Annotated in this window: 15 protein-coding genes and 1 tRNA gene; 13 read left to right on the plus strand and 3 right to left on the minus strand. The window is 54.7% G+C overall.

Annotated features, from left to right (window positions below):
• The first annotated feature begins 63 nt into the window (after positions 1–63).
• The 4 genes from QQ91_RS08055 to QQ91_RS08070 all read left to right on the plus strand — a co-directional run bounded on the left by QQ91_RS08055 (position 64) and on the right by QQ91_RS08070 (position 2,727).
• Entirely contained in the window at positions 64–573 is a 510-nt protein-coding gene (locus QQ91_RS08055; RefSeq protein WP_166274756.1) for an inorganic diphosphatase, read from the plus strand.
• 93 nt (positions 574–666) lie between these two features.
• Positions 667–1,410 (plus strand): HipA domain-containing protein, encoded by a 744-nt coding sequence (locus QQ91_RS08060; RefSeq protein WP_166274758.1) that lies wholly within the window; start codon positions 667–669, stop codon positions 1,408–1,410.
• 47 nt (positions 1,411–1,457) lie between these two features.
• Positions 1,458–1,892, plus strand: a complete 435-nt coding sequence (locus tag QQ91_RS08065; protein WP_166274760.1) for an HIRAN domain-containing protein — start codon at positions 1,458–1,460, stop codon at positions 1,890–1,892.
• 64 nt (positions 1,893–1,956) lie between these two features.
• Complete coding sequence (locus QQ91_RS08070; RefSeq protein ID WP_166274762.1) at positions 1,957–2,727, plus strand: SDR family oxidoreductase; 771 nt, start codon at positions 1,957–1,959, stop codon at positions 2,725–2,727.
• Between the two features lie 7 nt (positions 2,728–2,734).
• On the opposite strand, the gene QQ91_RS08075 is transcribed toward QQ91_RS08070, so the two are convergent.
• A complete protein-coding gene (locus QQ91_RS08075; RefSeq protein ID WP_166274764.1) occupies positions 2,735–2,962 on the minus strand; it encodes a DUF6737 family protein in 228 nt (75 codons plus the stop codon).
• A gap of 2 nt (positions 2,963–2,964) precedes the next feature.
• Positions 2,965–3,963: a vitamin K epoxide reductase family protein gene (locus tag QQ91_RS08080; RefSeq protein WP_166274766.1), complete on the minus strand. Its 999-nt coding sequence runs from the start codon at positions 3,961–3,963 to the stop codon at positions 2,965–2,967.
• Positions 3,964–4,200: 237 nt separating this feature from the next.
• On the opposite strand from QQ91_RS08080, the gene QQ91_RS08085 reads away from it, so the two are divergent.
• The 6 genes from QQ91_RS08085 (at position 4,201) to QQ91_RS08110 (ending at position 8,579) form a co-directional block, all read left to right on the plus strand.
• Complete coding sequence (locus QQ91_RS08085; RefSeq protein ID WP_166274768.1) at positions 4,201–4,674, plus strand: ABA4-like family protein; 474 nt, start codon at positions 4,201–4,203, stop codon at positions 4,672–4,674.
• Positions 4,675–4,733: 59 nt separating this feature from the next.
• Positions 4,734–5,786: an anthranilate phosphoribosyltransferase gene (gene trpD, locus QQ91_RS08090; RefSeq protein ID WP_166274770.1), complete on the plus strand. Its 1,053-nt coding sequence runs from the start codon at positions 4,734–4,736 to the stop codon at positions 5,784–5,786.
• Positions 5,787–5,874: 88 nt separating this feature from the next.
• On the plus strand, positions 5,875–6,570 hold the full coding sequence (locus QQ91_RS08095; protein ID WP_166274772.1) for a response regulator: 696 nt from the start codon (positions 5,875–5,877) through the stop codon (positions 6,568–6,570).
• Between the two features lie 14 nt (positions 6,571–6,584).
• Complete coding sequence (locus QQ91_RS08100) at positions 6,585–8,123, plus strand: helicase C-terminal domain-containing protein (RefSeq protein ID WP_166274774.1); 1,539 nt, start codon at positions 6,585–6,587, stop codon at positions 8,121–8,123.
• A gap of 111 nt (positions 8,124–8,234) precedes the next feature.
• A complete protein-coding gene (locus QQ91_RS08105; RefSeq protein ID WP_166274894.1) occupies positions 8,235–8,447 on the plus strand; it encodes a DUF2839 domain-containing protein in 213 nt (70 codons plus the stop codon).
• A 61-nt stretch (positions 8,448–8,508) separates the two neighbouring features.
• Positions 8,509–8,579, plus strand: a tRNA-Cys gene (locus QQ91_RS08110).
• Between the two features lie 31 nt (positions 8,580–8,610).
• On the opposite strand, the gene QQ91_RS08115 is transcribed toward QQ91_RS08110, so the two are convergent.
• Positions 8,611–11,874 (minus strand): sll1366 family intein-prone helicase, encoded by a 3,264-nt coding sequence (locus tag QQ91_RS08115; protein ID WP_166274776.1) that lies wholly within the window; start codon positions 11,872–11,874, stop codon positions 8,611–8,613.
• Positions 11,875–12,161: 287 nt separating this feature from the next.
• On the opposite strand from QQ91_RS08115, the gene QQ91_RS08120 reads away from it, so the two are divergent.
• From QQ91_RS08120 to ybiA, 3 genes are all read left to right on the plus strand, one after another.
• The gene (locus tag QQ91_RS08120) at positions 12,162–14,309 is read left to right on the plus strand and encodes a polyribonucleotide nucleotidyltransferase (protein WP_166274778.1); all 2,148 of its coding nucleotides are present in this window, start codon (positions 12,162–12,164) and stop codon (positions 14,307–14,309) included.
• Positions 14,310–14,502: 193 nt separating this feature from the next.
• Positions 14,503–15,984: a leucyl aminopeptidase gene (locus tag QQ91_RS08125; RefSeq protein WP_166274780.1), complete on the plus strand. Its 1,482-nt coding sequence runs from the start codon at positions 14,503–14,505 to the stop codon at positions 15,982–15,984.
• A 101-nt stretch (positions 15,985–16,085) separates the two neighbouring features.
• On the plus strand, positions 16,086–16,541 hold the full coding sequence (gene ybiA, locus QQ91_RS08130) for a riboflavin biosynthesis intermediates N-glycosidase (protein WP_166274782.1): 456 nt from the start codon (positions 16,086–16,088) through the stop codon (positions 16,539–16,541).
• Positions 16,542–16,807 lie beyond the last annotated feature (266 nt).

A 16,807-nucleotide genomic window follows, 5' to 3' on the forward strand; every position in this document is an offset into this window, starting at 1 on the left:
TCACTTGGGGGTACTTTGCAACAAATATCGTTTGACCTTTATTAACTTGGAGAACGTAACAGAGTGGATTTATCGTTGATTCCCGCCCAGCCAAAGCCCGGATTGGTCAATGTCTTAATTGAAATTCCGGCTGGAAGCAAAAATAAGTATGAATTCGATAAGGATCTCCAGGCCTTTGCCCTTGACCGCGTCCTGTACGCCTCGGTGCAATATCCCTTTGACTATGGTTTTATCCCGAATACCCTGGCCGATGATGGTGATCCCTTAGATGGCATGGTCATCATGGATCAGCCCACCTTTCCAGGCTGTGTGATTGCAGCGCGGCCCATTGGCATGTTGGAGATGATTGATGGGGGCGATCGCGATGAAAAGCTGCTCTGCGTCCCAGATGCGGACCCGCGATATGCCGACGTTAAAACCTTGAGCGATGTGGCCTTCCACCGTCTAGAGGAGGTGGCCGAGTTTTTCCGCACCTATAAAAACCTGGAGAAAAAGGTTACCGAAATTTTGGGCTGGCAGGATGCCGATAAGGTGGCGGCGCTGGTGGAAACCTGCGTGAAAGCTTACCAATAGACTTCGATGTAACTGTCTGCAGCAGATGTTCTTGCAGGGGACATTTGCTGCGAGTTTTGAATTGCTTTAAAACAAAGGGTAGCGGTCGAAGCTGTGTTGGAGCCATTTCCCATCATTCAAGTAGCCAAGGAAGCGGCTGAAGCCTATGAAGAAGTAGGAACAAAAGCAAAGTTTTGGTTTTACGATGAGCAACGCGGACGCTGTTTGTTTAAGAAAGCTCGTCCCAACACCGGGGAAGATTGGTCAGAGAAAGTCGCTGCTGAATTAGCCAAGATGCTGGGGTTGCCCCATGCCTCCTATGAACTTGCGACCTCTGATGGTGAACGGGGAACAGTTTCTCCTTCATTTATCCCCGCAGGAGGGGAGCTATCACTGGGAAATGAGCTGTTATCTCCAACGATTCCAGGTTATCCTCAGACAGAAGACTCTCCTTCGCAGCATACCGTTGCGCAAGTCTTTTCCATTCTGAAAGACTCTACATTAGAACTGCCTTATGGTTGGGATGTACTGGCAAATATTACAGAAGCTCCTCATGTTTTCGTCGGCTATTTACTTTTGGATGCGTGGATTGGGAATACGGATCGACACCATGAAAACTGGGGTGTCATCAAGCTAGAGTCTTTAACCTACCTGGCACCAACCTACGATCATGCGTCAAGCCTTGGGCGAAATTTGCCGGATAGTGAACGGTACGGGCGTTTTAAAACCACGGATCAAGGATTTACAGTTCAAGCCTTTGTGATGAAAGGCAAGTCTTGTTTGTATCGTCGAACTACAGACAATCGACCGCTGAAAGTTCATGCAGCATTTTTAGAAGCGGCAGCTGAATCTTGCTAGCGAGACGGATGATCCAACTGTGATTCTGGCCCGAAGTGGGGAAAAAAGTGACTGATAATTTTGAGGTCTTTCCTTGCCCGGAGCTAGACAGCAGCGGACTTTACCACGTCCATTTTTTTCTGCATGGCTTGCGCCATCGACCAGAATCAGCAATCGATCGCGTGAATACCCTGAACCCGCGAGATCTAGTATTGTTAATGCGCGATTGTCAGAACAAATATGATCCTCAAGCGCTGGCTTTACGTACCCAAGAGGATCATTTGATTGGGTATCTCCCCAGATATATAACAAATGATGTCCACAAACTCCTTGACGAAAATCCTCAAGCGGTTAGTGTTCAAGTAGAACGAGTCAATTCTGCCCCTGCACCCATCCAGCTCAGATTACTATGCAGTGTGACGGCTCCATGGCCTGAAGACTTTCAACCCTTCAGCGATCGGCAATATCAACCACTTCCGGAATTTTCGGAAATGAATGCTTGAGAATCAGAAAATTCCCAACTTTGCCAACTTATCGACATCATAATCATATAGAATCCAGGCTTTCATGCAAAACGTACGCAATCACATCATCCTGATTTCTGGAGCCAGTAGCGGTATCGGTGCGGCCTGTGCTCAGGTATTTGCAGAAGCCGGGGCCAGGCTGATTCTGGCAGCTCGTCGGCGCGATCGCCTCGAATCGCTCGCAGCCCAGCTCCAGGATAGCCACAGTACCCGCTGCCATCTCATCCCCCTGGATGTCCGCGATCGCGCTCAGGTGGCGCAGGCTTTATCCCAACTCCCTGCGGACTGGCAGGCGATCGATGTTCTGGTGAACAATGCAGGACTCAGCCGCGGCTTGGATAAACTCCATGAGGGCAACCTCCAGGATTGGGAGGAAATGATTGATACCAACATTAAGGGGCTGCTCTATCTTACGCGAGCCTTAGTTCCGGGCATGGTTGAGCGCCAGCGCGGACATGTGATTAACATTGGCTCGATTGCCGGACATCAAACCTATCCGCGTGGGAATGTCTATTGCGCGACGAAGGCCGCAGTCCGGGCAATTTCCGAAGGTTTAAAGCAAGATTTATTAGGCACACCCATTCGAGTCAGCACCGTTGATCCGGGGCTGGTGGAAACTGAATTTAGTGAGGTGCGCTTCCATGGCGATCGCGATCGCGCCCAGCGTGTCTACTCCGATACCGTCCCCCTGCAGGGGCGGGATGTGGCTGAGGTGGTGCTCTTTTGCGCCACCCGTCCGGCCCACGTCAACCTGAGCGAAATGTTAGTTCTGCCCACTGCTCAGGCTGGAGCAACACTGGTCCATCGGGCCTGAACCTCAGCTAAGGCGGATCGTGCTGTGTCCGATCCCTTGCCATGATTCTGGGGTAGATGCCCACAAAAAAAATCATCCAAGCAGCCACCGGAACGGCGAGCAAGCTTGCCAGCCACAGCCAGGGGAGAAAGTATAGCAGGGCTGTAATCACACTACAGCCCGTTAAAAGAATGGACCAGGGTTGGCACCACCAGGGCTTATAACTCCAGACGCTGTTGGGTTTAAGATGGCCCATAATTAGTTCTGGAAATCCTGAGGCCCTTCATAGCCCGAGACCTTTGCCAGTTCGCTCAAGGGTCGAGCCCCGGAGTAAAAGCGCCCATTAATTTCCCAGGTGGGAAAGCCCACCTCTGTTTTGAGTTGCTCCTTAGCCAGATCAAACTTTTGCTGACACAGATCCGGTTGGGCCGCTTTCCCCCTGGGATCGCATTCCACATAGGGCATAATAGAGAGCGCCTCCACACCGAACAAATTTTTCTGGTCATAGCAGTGGGGACACCAGAAGGCCCCGTACATTACGGCTCCGGTATCTTTCAAATGCTGAGCAAGGGCAATCTCAGAGGCCGTAGATTCCTGGGTGACGCTAAAGACAACCTTGCCCGTATTGTCAGTAATATTGTAGGCATCGGCCACATCCGGAATGGGAGCGAAAATAATCAGCGTAGACAGAAGAGTAATCACGCCTAAAATAATGCCAGAAAAAAAGAGCTGGCCCAGATCCTCCCAGGCCCGACCAATCAGGGTGAGAATGAACATTGCGGTTGCCAGAATTGCCGAGGCAACGCAATAAAAGCACAGCGCCTTGAGACCGTTGGGAATGACAAACTCGGTCGCCATGATGTACATCAGATAGCCACTAAAGAGCATCATGGCAGTGGATCCTAGAAAAAGCAGAAACCAAGTGCGCTTTTCCCAAACCAGCCTTTGATCCTTGTGGGTATCGGAGTTGAGGGCTAGGGGCCCCAGGGCCAGCCCGGCCATGACGACATAGGCCAGCAGTCCAAAGAAGGCCAAAGGAATGCCGTCGCCAAAGGCCACGGCATTGCCTGGCCCAAACACGGTGGCGTATCGACTGGAGAGCACCTGCTCACAGCCGTCGGTGGGACAGACGGTGGAGCTGCCTAGAAAACGGACAACTGTCAGGTAGAGGGTATTGATTGCACCTAGGATAGCAATCGCGCCAATGATAGGCCTTGACCAGCGGTGAATCCAAGGTGAACGACGACGGCGACTCATAATCTGCTTGTTTGCCTCACGAGTTTCAATACACAATGATGACGCAGGCGGTGACCTTGAAGGTCCGAGACCGGTAGCGTTTTGACCGATAGCGTTTCGGTAAGGGCTGGTTCGGTTTCTATCTTAAATCAATCAGGCTGTCGCCATGGGATTCATCCTCCCTCAGAAAGAGGGGTCTCTCCGGGGACTTGAGCGCCAACCCCTGCGATATTGTTCCCTTTACCTCCTACATGACCCATGCTACCCGTTGACTCAATTTTTTCTGGTGCCAATCTTTTTGTGCTGCCGTTTTGGACCCTGATGATTTTCTTTCCCCGCTGGGATTGGACCAAACGGATTATGGGTTCTTTCATTCCCTTTGCCCTGCTATCGCTGGTTTATCTGGTACTCTTTGTCGCGTCCCTTACCCCAGAGACGGCGCAAATGCTGGCTAATCCCACCTTGAAAGATGTGGCAGCCGTCTTCGCCAAGCCTCCGGTAGCCGCCACCGGATGGGTCCATTTTCTGGTGATGGATTTATTCGTGGGACGCTGGATTTACTGGGAAGGACAACGAACTGATACCTGGACTGTCCACTCCCTGGCGCTCTGTCTATTCGCGGGGCCGATGGGATTGTTTAGCCATATCTTGACTGCGGCGATCGCCGCCCGAAGGGAGGCCAATGCCGCCTCCGACCCCCCAGGTCCCCCGCCGACTGCTTCCGAGGGATAGAACCTGAACACAATGGTAGTCTTTTTATAACTGTTCATGACTAGCCACTATCCCGTGCCATGCCTGAGTTCATTGATACCCAACCCTGGAGCCAGACTCTTCAGCAATTGTTGGATCGCGAGTCACTGACGCAGTCCCAGGCTGCAGCACTCATGCAGGGCTGGCTCAATGAGCAAATTCCCGATGTGATCTCTGGGGCAATCTTGGCAGCGATTCAAGCGAAGGGCGTCTCGGCCCCGGAACTGGTCGGGATGGCTTCGGTCCTGCTGGCTCAGTCTTGCGGAGAAGCCGACCCCACGCCTTGGGACTATCCAGTGATTGATACCTGTGGGACCGGAGGAGATGGGGCTTCGACCTTTAATATTTCCACTGCTGTGGCTTTCGTTGCAGCAGCGGCGGGTTTAAAAGTTGCCAAGCATGGAAATCGTTCTGCCTCCAGTAAAGTGGGATCGGCGGATGTGTTAGAGGCCTTGGGCATTCCCCTAAACCTGTCGCCCGAGCAAACCAGAACTGCACTCACTGAAGTTGGGGTGACCTTCTTATTTGCACCGGGTTGGCATCCGGCCATGAAGGCGGTTGCCCCCCTGCGGAAGGCCTTGAGAGTCCGAACCATCTTTAATTTGCTTGGCCCGCTGGTCAATCCCCTGCGACCCACCGGGCAGGTGATTGGTGTCTTTGATCGCCAACTTTTAGCACCCATGGCCAGTGCCCTGGCCCAGATGGGTCTCCAGCGCGCGATTGTGCTGCATGGGCGCGAGCAGATTGATGAAGCGGGACTCGGAGACTGGACCGATTTAGAGGTGGTGAATCAGGGGGATCACCACTCGGAAATTCTCAAGCCGGAAGAACTGGGGATTTCGACCGCACCCCTGAGCGCACTGCAGGGCGGTGGGGTTGAGGAAAATGCTGACATCTTACGAGGCGTTCTCCAGGGACGAGGCACTCCGGCTCAAACCCAGGTTGTGGCCCTCAATGCCGCCTTGGCTCTGTTTGTGGGCCAGCAAGTGAACTCCTATGCCAATGGTGTTAAGATCGCCCAAGCTGTCTTGCAGGGGGGAGCCGCGTGGGAAAAATTAGAGCGTCTCGCCGAATTTTGTCGATCGGCGTCCTAGGAACCCATGCTGTCTGACCTGAACGGTATGATCCTCCTTATGCTCCTCCTGGCATCCCAAACGTGCGCTGATCCATCCCCCACCCCCCATGTCCCACATTGCGATTGTTCTAATCGAAGACCACGACTTAACCCGCATGGCAATGCAGGCAACTCTGGAGCGGTATCCCGATTTTGAGGTATCTGGCGTTGCGGCTAACGGCATTGATGGCGTTCGGCTTGTCCATAAGATGGCACCCGATGTGGCGGTGATTGACGTTGGGCTTCCTGATATTGATGGGGTGGAGGTGACACGACGCATCAAGGAACGGCAGCAGGGGCGATCGCACACGAAAATTCTAATTCTGACCCTGCGCAATAACGAAGAGGTCGTGCTGGCAGCCTTTGGTGCAGGAGCGGATTCTTACTGTATGAAGGATGCGGCCTCGACCACCCTCATTGAAGCTGTAAAGCTAACGGCAGAAGGACAGTCTTGGATTGACCCGGCGATCGCGGGGATTGTTCTACGTCAAGCGCGTCACGACTCCTTCCCACAACCTGCCGGGGATTCGTCAGGACCTCCCCGGCGCCCCGGCCAGTTTATTGAAAATTCCCCCTTAACGGAGCGGGAGCTAGAGGTGCTGCAACTCATTGTAGATGGGTACAGTAACGCCATGATAGCCGAGCAGTTGTTTATCACCGTCGGCACGGTCAAAACCCATGTTCGAAATATCCTCAACAAGCTCTGTGCCGACGACCGCACCCAAGCTGCAGTGAGAGCGCTGCGGTCTGGTTTAGTCAACTAGGGATAGGGATACGGATGAACCATGGGGGCAATGTGATTGAGGCACAGGTGCATCAACAGCTTTATGCCTTTCTCAAGCATCAAGGCGAGGCCCATTGGCCCCATCACCTCACGATTGCGCGACTGGTGGCCAGAGCCCTCCGCCTAGAGCGCAGTGCCCTTTTGCAGGTGAGTCCCCTGGCCGCCTACCAGGGACGCTACCGCCTCAGCTACTTGGCATCCCTCCTGTTTTCCCCCCAGTCTGCTGTGGTGGTGGCTCCCCTGCCTATTCTCCAGCAAATTTTACTGGTGGAAATGCAGCGATTTCGCACCTGGACCCAGACCCACAAGCCCCTGTACCGGGCCCAGGATTGGCCAGGACCCTCGGCGGGGGGAATTCTGTTGCTCTCGCCCCAGGAGTGGCTCGCTGATCTCCAAGCGGCCGTACCCCGTTTCCCCAGCGATTGGCCCCTTATTTTAGATGGCGCCGACCAGATTGAAACCTGGACGCGACAGGCCCTAACCCGGCGTCTCACGGGCCAGGATTGGCAGCAGTTGCTGTGGGCGTTTCCAGGAAAAACAGCGGCCATTCGCGACATTCAGGTGGCCTTAACCCATCATATTTTTCAGCATCCTCCCAATCCCTATCAGGCCGTTGTGTTAGATGGGGCCAAGCAATCCCTCCTGCGCCAGCTACAGCTGCAGCTGCAGCCCATGATGGATCAATCTCCGCTGCCCTGGCGCCGCTTTTGGGAGGACTTAGCCGATCAGAACCACCATGGCTGGGTGGAGATCAATCGGGAGCAGGGACAATTTACCCTTTATCTGGCTCCCACAGCAGTCTGGCCCCAGGCGGCTGCACTGCTACAGCATCGGACAGCTGTTTTGCTCGGCAGTTCCTTTGGAGAGGCCGATGATGCGCTGCGCTTTCGGCAGGAGATGAACCTTGAGGATGTTACCTACGTGCGGTTTGCAGCAGAACGTCAGGGAGAAGAAATTCAGCTGTTTCTGCCCGATCGCATTCCCATGCCGAATACTGCTCAATTCCAGTCGGCCCTCCTCCACCAGGTTCAGCGGTTCTTGTTGAAAGACCTGGCCTTCTCTGCTCAGGAAGATCCCAATCCGCTTGTCCTGATTGTTGACGACACCCCAATGAAGGCTCAGGTTGCGTCTCAGTTGGCGGCATCCCTCGGATCGCGGGTGGTGATGGAAACCACTCCTGTGCCTCCCCATGGGCTACTCATCTGCGGCTGGGAATTCTGGTTGAGTCACCATCAGGTGCTCCCGTGGCCTCGGTGCTTTATGGTGGCCACCTTGCCCATTCCCTCTCCAGAACAACCGCGAGTGGCGGCTCGCATTGCTTATTACAAACTGCAGCGTCTAGACTGGTTCCGGCTCTATCTGCTCCCCCACACCATTCAAACTCTGCAGCGGGCGATCGCCCCGGTGCGCAATCGCGAAAACGGACGGGTGATCATTTTTGATAATCGACTGTTGCATCGAAGTTACGGTCAGCAAATTTTGGCCGCCCTGAGTCCCTATGCGCGGGTGGAGTCCCCGGATCTGAGCTACTGATGGGATCGACCCCTGACAGTCGCGGGATTTGCTGCGATCCATTACAAATCTCTCAGCTTCGCCTGGGGAGCATGATAGGGTGAAATGGCCAAGATTACGGGGGCAAGGATCATGGGAGAGGCAAAGCGTCGCAAGCAACAGCTTGGGGATCAATACGGGAAAGAAGACCCCATCCTCCCCTGGGTTCCCATTACTAAAACCCAGGCCCAGCGGTTTGTCGAGTTAACCAGTCGGGGCGCTTGGATCGGGATTGGATTGCTAGTGTTGACCTGGGTGACAGTCCGCTTCATTGGCCCGAGCTTAGGGTGGTGGCAGGTCAACTGACGTGCTATTATGGACCCTTGTGCACAAGATCATGGGTGCACAGTCATGCGTTCACAGTCTAGGCGGCATAGCCAAGTGGTAAGGCAGGGGCCTGCAAAGCCTTTATCCCCAGTTCGAATCTGGGTGCCGCCTTTGAAGCACAGAGTCTTTTTAGGATTAGTCCTTAGATCCTATCCTCTTCAATGACGGCAGCGCGATCAAGGAGCAGCAGGCTGCGGAGTTGGTCGGTGTCGAGTTTGGCCAGCCAGTTTTCCCCAGCGCCCACCACCTGTTCGGCCAAGGCCTGTTTACTTTCAATTTGCTCGTGAATTTTCTCTTCCAGGGTGCCCATGCACACAAATTTATGCACCTGTACGTTGCGCGTTTGACCAATGCGAAAGACCCGGTCTGTGGCCTGGTTTTCCACGGCCGGATTCCACCAGCGATCGTAGTGGAACACATGGTTGGCTCGGGTCAGATTCAGGCCCACTCCTCCTGCCTTTAAGGACAGAATAAACAGGCGTGGACCCTGGGGGTCATGCTGAAAGCGATCGACCATGGCCTCCCGTGCCTTTTTGGGCGTGCCGCCGTAGAGCAGAAGAACGTCCTGCTTAAATTGTGCGGTTAAATGCTGCTGCAAGAGCTTGCCCCATTCAGCAAATTGGGTAAAAATTAGGGCGCGATCGCCTTCCTCCATCAGTTCCTCTAGCATTTCCTGGAGCCGTTGGAGTTTTCCAGAACGGGGTTTGTCGCTGTTTAAGCTTGACTGCTGGAGATAGTGAGCGGGATGATTGCAAATTTGCTTGAGCTTGGTCAGCGTTGCCAGGATAACCCCTTTTCGCTGGATGCCCGTGCTGGCTTCCACCGCTTCTAAAGCGGTTTGCACGGTGTTCTCGTAAAGGGCCGCTTGCTCGGGCGTCAGACCGCAGAACACCGGCATTTCCTGCTTCTCCGGCAAATCCTGAATGATGGTGCGATCGCTCTTGGTGCGGCGCAGGATGAAGGGTTGCACCAGCGCACGCAGGGTTTTGAGGGAGGCGGAATCTCCGTAGCGCTCAATGGGGGTGGCAAAACGACGCTGGAAAAAGTTCTGCGCACCCAGATAGCCTGGGTTTAAAAATTCCAGAATTGACCAGAGCTCCGTGAGGCGATTTTCCAGGGGCGTCCCCGTGAGCGCAACGCGAAACCTAGACTCCAGGTTACGAATAGCCTGGGTTTGCTTGGTCTCGGGATTTTTAATATTTTGAGCCTCGTCCAGGACAACGCCCTCCCAATGCAGGGCTGTCAGGTGTTTTTGGTCTCGGGGGGCCAGAGCATAGCTGGTAATCACAAGGTCGAGGGATTTGACCCGTTGGAGAAACGCTTTTCCCTGCAGGCGCTGGGGACCGTGGTGAACCGTAACCCGCAGATCTGGCGCAAATCGCTTCACCTCCCGCTCCCAATTGCCCAAGACGGAAGTGGGGCAAATGAGGAGGGTGGGGCCATGCAGACGACCCTCGTTTTTAAGCAGGAGCAAAAAGGCAATCATTTGAATGGTTTTGCCCAGACCCATGTCATCGGCTAGGCAGGCTCCAATGCCCCATTGCTCTAACATCTTCAGCCAGCCGACTCCCCGCGCTTGGTAGGGCCGCAGGGTACCTCGAAAGTTGGGGGGGGCTGGGACTGCTTCAAAGCTTTGATTCCCGGAGAGGGTTGAGAGCAATTGATCAAGAATCCCGCTGGCTTCAAAATTAACGATGGGCAGTTTCTCAAAAGCCAGCGTGTCTCCGGCCTGAATGCGAAGGGCATCCTGGAGGGACAGTTCCGTGTGCTGCCGCCGTTGCGCAAAAAATGTCTGGGCGGCCTTAATATCTTGCGATCGCAGCTCCACCCATTCCCCATTGATGTCCACCAGCGGTGAGTCAAGCTGAACCAGCCTTTCAAATTCTGCCTTTGAGAGGGTCTGTCCTCCAATGGAAAGTTCCCACTTAAACTGAAGCAAGCTTTCTAAACCCAGGGACTTGGCCTTGCTGAGATCTAGGCTTTCAGCCCGTACATGCAGGCCCAAGCGACTGGCCAGTCCCTCGCGATTGGCCAGACTGGGCGGCATGATGACCCCAAACCCGCTGTCTTCGAGGCGCCAAGCGGTGGTCTTAATAAAGTCGTAGGCTTGCTTGGCGTTTAGGGTGTGGCCCGTGGGCCTGGCTTGCTGCAAACTCTCCTCTAGCTGGGGATAAAGGCGCGATGCCAGTCCGAGTCCCTCTAGCAACAGCTCCTGGGGATTCTCTAAGGTTCGGCCCAGGTAGGGGAGAACGTCTGAGGGGGTGTTCCAGATCAGATCGGCGCTGACAAGCAGCTGGGCATCGTCACTAGCCTGGAGAAAGTAGGCCAGCTCCCAGTCGCCTTGACCCGATCTGGGGGGGATGAGCTGAAAGCAAGGGCGATAGGCATTGTCCTGCTCTAGGACATGACGAAGGGGATGGATCCACTCTTGCAGGGGGGGGATCAAGGTCTGGGCCGCAGCTCGATCCAGCTGGACCTGCTTTTGTCCCAAGGTTGCCATCCAGGTTTCGACGACCTCGCCCGCTCCCAGTTTCCGCACAAGTTGCAGGGTTTCCTCCTCAATGCAGGGGCGAATTTGCTCATCGAGCATGGCCTGTAAACTGCTCAGCAAGAGCTGGGGCACCTCCATGGGACGACTGTTACTGGGGTGGGCGGTGGGCGGGGCACAGGGGTAGCAGCGACAAATGGGCGGCATGCGCTGCAGAAAATCTTGAAACAGTTGATGATCGTGGGCACTGTCCAATAGCGGTAGCCACTGCCCGCGCAGGGGAGAGGCTGCCTCCGTGAGATAGGGCACAAATTTGCCTCGGGCCATGAGATCCAGACTCCAGCGGCTAACGTGGCACCAGTAGCGCAGATCGTCCCCAAGCATGCCCGCCTGTTCCCCTGGCAAATGTAGCGGGAGAGACTGAAGGAGCGCTAGCGCCTCTGGAAGTCCATAGAGAATGCCGGTGACCTGGCTGGGATAGAGGGCGACCTCCTCCGCTTCGGAAGTCATTTCAAAGGTCCTTGAGGAGTGCAAGACAGTGGCCTGGGTTCCCTGGAGGCGAGCGGGCAGATTCAAGGGGAGATCAACCCAGCCCACAGCTGAGGCGGTCAGATCCTTCAGTTCCTTGGGGTCGAGTTCAGTGGCACTGCGAAGGGCCTGCTGTTGATCCGCTGAGATATGGAGCAGATGATCTTGGGTGAGCTGAAGCATAAACGCTTCTAAATCGAGACGATTCAGACAGAAGGGATGGGGGGTGACCTTGGGCGCTGGGGTTTTGCGACGGCTAGGCGTCAGCGATCGCCAGGTTTCTCCCCAGAGAAAAAAATAGGGAATGACCGATCCCCAGGGGGCCATCGATTGAGGTGGAGCAAGCGTTCCAGCCGTCGTAAATATCCAGCTTCCATGCAAGATAGCCATCAAGTCTGCTCCCTTGTGCAGCATACCTGGGGATAAACGCGGCATTGATCTGAAGTCAATCCCCCCATGGCTTCAGATCGATGCTGCCTTGCACCCCGATCTTTCTCTATGCTACGGCACCAATTGCGGCTCCGTTCGCCCTAATCAGGTACCGGTGCGATCCCCCATAGCCCCTCTGCACCACCGTATCCATCCCAGGGACGTTGAAGTTTTGAATCTTGAGACAGCGACGAATTAACAATGTTAGGATCGGCCAATCAGGAAAAAAAGAAGGATAAACAAACTGAATGACAGAAATTGTAAAGTCAATATCCTTTGACGGACGGGATATTCGACTCACGATTGGCCGATTTGCGCCCCAGTCAGGCGGCGCGGTCCTCATTGAATCTGGAGAAACGGCTGTCCTCGTTACCGCTACAAAGTCGACGGCTCGTGAAGGGATAGATTTTTTACCCTTGCTGGTGGATTACGAAGAACGACTCTACGCGGCAGGGAGAATTCCAGGGGGCTTTCTACGTCGGGAAGGTCGCCCGCCTGAAAAGGCGACCTTGACCAGTCGTCTGATCGATCGCCCGTTGCGACCGCTATTCCCGAGCTGGCTCCGGGACGACATTCAGGTGGTGGCTACCACTTTGTCCATGGACGATCAGGTGCCGCCAGATGTCCTGGCCGTGACCGGTGCATCGGTGGCGGTGCAGCTGGCCCAGATTCCTTTTTACGGACCGTTAGCTGCGGTTCGGGTCGGCCTGCTCGGGGACGATTTTGTGATCAATCCCACCTACAGCGAAATTGCCGAAGGGGATTTGGATCTGGTGGTGGCCGGATCCCCCGATGGGGTCATCATGGTTGAAGCGGGAGCAAATCAGGTTCCTGAAGAGGATGTCATTGAAGCCATCGACTTTGGCTACGAGGTGGTGACCGATTTGATTCAGGCCCAGCGCGAGTTGCTGGCGGAACTGGGTATTGAACCGGTATCCGCGACTCCTCCAGAGGATGATCCCCGACTGGAAACCTTCATGCGCGATCGGGTCACCCAGCCCATACAGGAAATTCTGTCTCGCTTTGATCGAGATAAGCATGTGCGGGATGACTCCCTAGACGCCGTTAAGGAGTCTGTATTAGAAGAAATTGCGCAGCTACCGGAAGATGATCCCCTTCAAAAGGTGGTTGCAGAGGATCCGAAGGCCGTTGGCAAGTTGTTCAAATCCCTCACCAAGCAACTCATGCGCGCCCAGATTATTGAAGAGGGCGTGCGGGTGGATGGTCGCAAACTCGATGAGGTGCGCTCCATTAGCTGCAAGGTGGGCGTGCTGCCCAAACGGGTCCATGGTACAGGATTGTTTAATCGCGGCCTGACTCAGGTTCTTTCCATTGCCACCCTGGGAACTCCAGATGATGCGCAGGATATGGATGATCTCCATCCAGATAAGACCAAACGCTACCTCCACCACTACAACTTCCCCCCCTATTCTGTCGGAGAGACCCGCCCCATGCGATCGCCCGGACGTCGGGAGATTGGCCATGGAGCCCTGGCCGAGCGAGCGATTATACCGGTGCTGCCCTCGGAGGAAGAATTTCCCTATGTGCTGCGAGTGGTGTCAGAGGTGCTTTCCTCCAACGGTTCCACCTCCATGGGATCGGTTTGTGGGTCCACGCTAGCCCTGATGGATGCCGGTGTCCCCATTAAAAAGCCGGTGAGCGGAGCTGCCATGGGCTTGATTCGCGAAGGCGAAGAAGTCAGGATTCTCACTGATATTCAGGGAATTGAGGACTTTTTGGGTGATATGGACTTCAAGGTTGCCGGCACCGACACTGGGATTACGGCCCTGCAGATGGACATGAAGATTACCGGCCTATCGATGGATATTGTGGCCCAGGCCATTCACCAAGCCAAGCCTGCTCGCCTGCATATCCTAGAAAAGATGCTGGCCACCATTGATCAGCCCCGGTCGACGATGTCCCCCTATGCACCGCGACTATTGACCATCCAGATTGACCCCGATCAAATTGGCATGATTATTGGGCCTGGCGGGAAAACCATTAAGGGCATTACGGAACAGACGGGGGCCAAAATAGACATCAAAGATGACGGAGTGGTGACGATTTCATCAATTGAGGAGGCCAATGCCGCCCGTGCCCTCCAGATTATTGAAGGGATGACCCGTAAACTGACTGCCGGGGACGTGTACCTGGGCAAGGTAACGCGTATCATTCCCATTGGCGCCTTCGTTGAAATTCTGCCGGGGAAAGAGGGGATGATTCACATTTCTCAGTTGGCGGACTACCGTGTTGGCCAAGTGGAAGATGAGGTTTCCGTTGGCGATGATGTGGTGGTGAAGGTCCGAGAAATTGATAGTCGGGGGCGCATTAACCTGACGCGCTTGGGCATTCACCCCGATGAGGCCGCCGCTGCTCGGGCTGGGGCCTCCAGTTAAGGATCCCTTCTCCACCTCCTTGGGGTAAAGGCGTCTACTGTTTTCTGGCAGCAGACAACTGCCCCAAGGCGGAGAGGGCGTCAACCTTGGTCCCTTGAGCAAGCGGCGCCTTCAAAGCGCTTGCCTTTTTTTGATGCTTTCCCTGTTTGAACCGTGAACTCCTGTAGCGAAGTACCTGGCTAACTTGACGACTATGAATATCCAATCAATTGATATCCCCTTGACGCAATGGTCTGGCGATTGCCTGGTGATCGGCTTTCTTGAAGATCAAGTGACCCTGGATGGACTTGTTGGCGATCTCAATCAGTCCCTGTCTGGTTTGGTGGCGGACTTGATTGAGGAGGCAAGCTTTAAGGGCAAATCTGGAGAACAGGTGGCGGCGCGGTTAGCCCCTGCCCAGGGGATTCGTCATCTGGTGCTGCTGGGATTAGGAAAGGCTGAAAAGTTGAGTTTAGAGGATCTGCGCAAGGCCAGCGCTGCGGGGGCACGCTATGGTAAAAAGCATCGCTGCACCGCCTTGGGATTCCAGCTCCCTGCCTGGAAAGGGGAGGCCGTTCAGTCCGTACAGGCCATTGCTGAAGGGGCAGAACTGGCCCTGCACCAAGATCAGCGATTTAAGTCTGAGCCAAATGGTGATAAGCCCGAAGCCGAACTTGAGCGCCTTGATATTTTGGGTTTAGGCCAGCAGGTGGCTGCCATTGAGCGAGCCAAGCAAGTTTGCCAGGGGGTGATTTTGGCCCGCGAGCTAGTGAATGCCCCGGCCAATGTAGTCACCCCCGTCGCCCTAGCTCAGACGGCCCGCGCCATTGCCGAGGAGATGGGGATGAGCTTGACGGTCCTTGACCGCGCAGCCTGTGAAGACCTGAAGATGGGGGCTTATCTGGGAGTGGCCCAAGCTTCGGACATGCCACCCCAGTTTATTCACCTGACCTATAGTCCTCCTGGCACGCCGCGCCGTAAACTAGCCATCATTGGCAAGGGACTCACCTTTGATTCAGGGGGGCTCAACCTGAAGCCCACAGGCAGTGGGATTGAAACCATGAAGATGGATATGGCTGGATCCGCTGCCACTCTAGGCGCCGCCCAGGTGATTGGCTTCCTCCAGCCAGAGGTGGAGGTCCATTTTATCGTGGCTGCCACGGAAAATATGATCAGTGGAAAGGCACTCCATCCGGGAGATATCCTGACGGCCTCGAACGGCAAAACCATTGAAATTAACAATACCGATGCAGAGGGACGCTTGACGCTGGCCGACGCCCTAGTCTATGCCGAAAAGCTCGGGGTTGACGCCATCGTCGATCTGGCTACCTTAACGGGAGCTTGCATCATTGCCCTGGGCAATGACATTGCTGGACTTTGGTCTCCCAAGGATGATCTGGCCGCAGAACTTCAGCTGGCGGGGGATCAAGCTGGCGAGAAGTTCTGGCGTATGCCCCTTGAGGAATCCTACTTTGAAGGGATGAAATCGGCGATCGCCGACATGAAAAATACCGGACCTCGGGGAGGCGGATCGATTACAGCGGCACTATTTCTGCAGCAGTTTGTCAAGGAAACACCCTGGGCGCACCTAGATGTTGCGGGGCCTGTCTGGGCGGAGAAAGAGTCCGGCTATCAGAATGTAGGGGGAACAGGGTTTGCGGTGCGCACGCTGGTGAACTGGGTTTTGAATGCCTAGGATGCTTTTGGGGAGGGCAACGGCTGTTTCCTCTGGGAAAGGCAAACCCCTTCTCTTTTCTGGGTTCTCGCGATTGCTCTGTGAAACAGTTTGGCTTGAGGATGACCATCCGCTTTTATAAAGTTGAAGATCCCTACGGATGTTTTTCTAATTTTTCTCCCCATCCCATTGTGGTGGAGGGGGTTCACTGGCCGACCTCAGAACATTATTACCAAGCACAGAAGTTTGTGGGAACCCCCCATGCCGACCGCTGTGAGATAATTCGGCAGGCTGCTACCCCCGAAGAAGCCGCCGCTCTGGGGCGAGACCCACAGGTTTCGGTGCGACCGGATTGGGACGAGGTTAAGCGCGATGTGATGTATCGGGCCGTTCAGACTAAGTTTTCAGAACATGCTCAGATCCGATCCGTTCTACTGGACACAGGGGATGAACAGATTGTGGAAGACTCTCCACGGGACTGGTTTTGGGGATGGGGCGCTGATCACCAGGGGGAAAATCACCTGGGAAAAATCTTAATGGAGGTGCGCGATGCCTGTCGACGGCATCTCTCCTCCTGAGCCTTTCCTTAGATCCTGTACGCATCCTTTGCAAGTCTTTCGGCAACCTGTGCTCCTTTCCGTAGCCGTTTTTACTGCAAGTTCTGGGAAAGTGATGGACACTAGAAGCATCATGCTTAGCCAAGTCGTTGCTTAGATCTCCTACATTTTAGATTTTGCCCCAGTTCCATCCTCTGGGGCATTTTTGTGCTTGGAGGGACCCTGGTTTTTTGAGCCTGTCGGGCATTCTCAGATTTAAAATTGAGGTGGAGCGTTTTTTGAGATGG

Source organism: Lyngbya confervoides BDU141951, assembly GCF_000817775.3.
In the GTDB taxonomy this organism is placed as follows: Bacteria; Cyanobacteriota; Cyanobacteriia; order Thermosynechococcales; family Thermosynechococcaceae; genus Lyngbya; species Lyngbya confervoides.

Coding starts and splice junctions, on each gene's coding strand:
- QQ91_RS08080 (WP_166274766.1), bottom strand. CDS start 3,963: ATGAGTCGCCGTCGTCGTTCACCTTGGATTCACCGCTGGTCAAGGCCT.
- ybiA (WP_166274782.1), top strand. CDS start 16,086: ATGACCATCCGCTTTTATAAAGTTGAAGATCCCTACGGATGTTTTTCT.
- QQ91_RS08105 (WP_166274894.1), top strand. CDS start 8,235: ATGGGAGAGGCAAAGCGTCGCAAGCAACAGCTTGGGGATCAATACGGG.
- QQ91_RS08070 (WP_166274762.1), top strand. CDS start 1,957: ATGCAAAACGTACGCAATCACATCATCCTGATTTCTGGAGCCAGTAGC.
- QQ91_RS08100 (WP_166274774.1), top strand. CDS start 6,585: ATGAACCATGGGGGCAATGTGATTGAGGCACAGGTGCATCAACAGCTT.
- QQ91_RS08075 (WP_166274764.1), bottom strand. CDS start 2,962: ATGGGCCATCTTAAACCCAACAGCGTCTGGAGTTATAAGCCCTGGTGG.
- QQ91_RS08120 (WP_166274778.1), top strand. CDS start 12,162: ATGACAGAAATTGTAAAGTCAATATCCTTTGACGGACGGGATATTCGA.
- trpD (WP_166274770.1), top strand. CDS start 4,734: ATGCCTGAGTTCATTGATACCCAACCCTGGAGCCAGACTCTTCAGCAA.
- QQ91_RS08095 (WP_166274772.1), top strand. CDS start 5,875: ATGTCCCACATTGCGATTGTTCTAATCGAAGACCACGACTTAACCCGC.
- QQ91_RS08125 (WP_166274780.1), top strand. CDS start 14,503: ATGAATATCCAATCAATTGATATCCCCTTGACGCAATGGTCTGGCGAT.
- QQ91_RS08115 (WP_166274776.1), bottom strand. CDS start 11,874: ATGGCTATCTTGCATGGAAGCTGGATATTTACGACGGCTGGAACGCTT.
- QQ91_RS08085 (WP_166274768.1), top strand. CDS start 4,201: ATGCTACCCGTTGACTCAATTTTTTCTGGTGCCAATCTTTTTGTGCTG.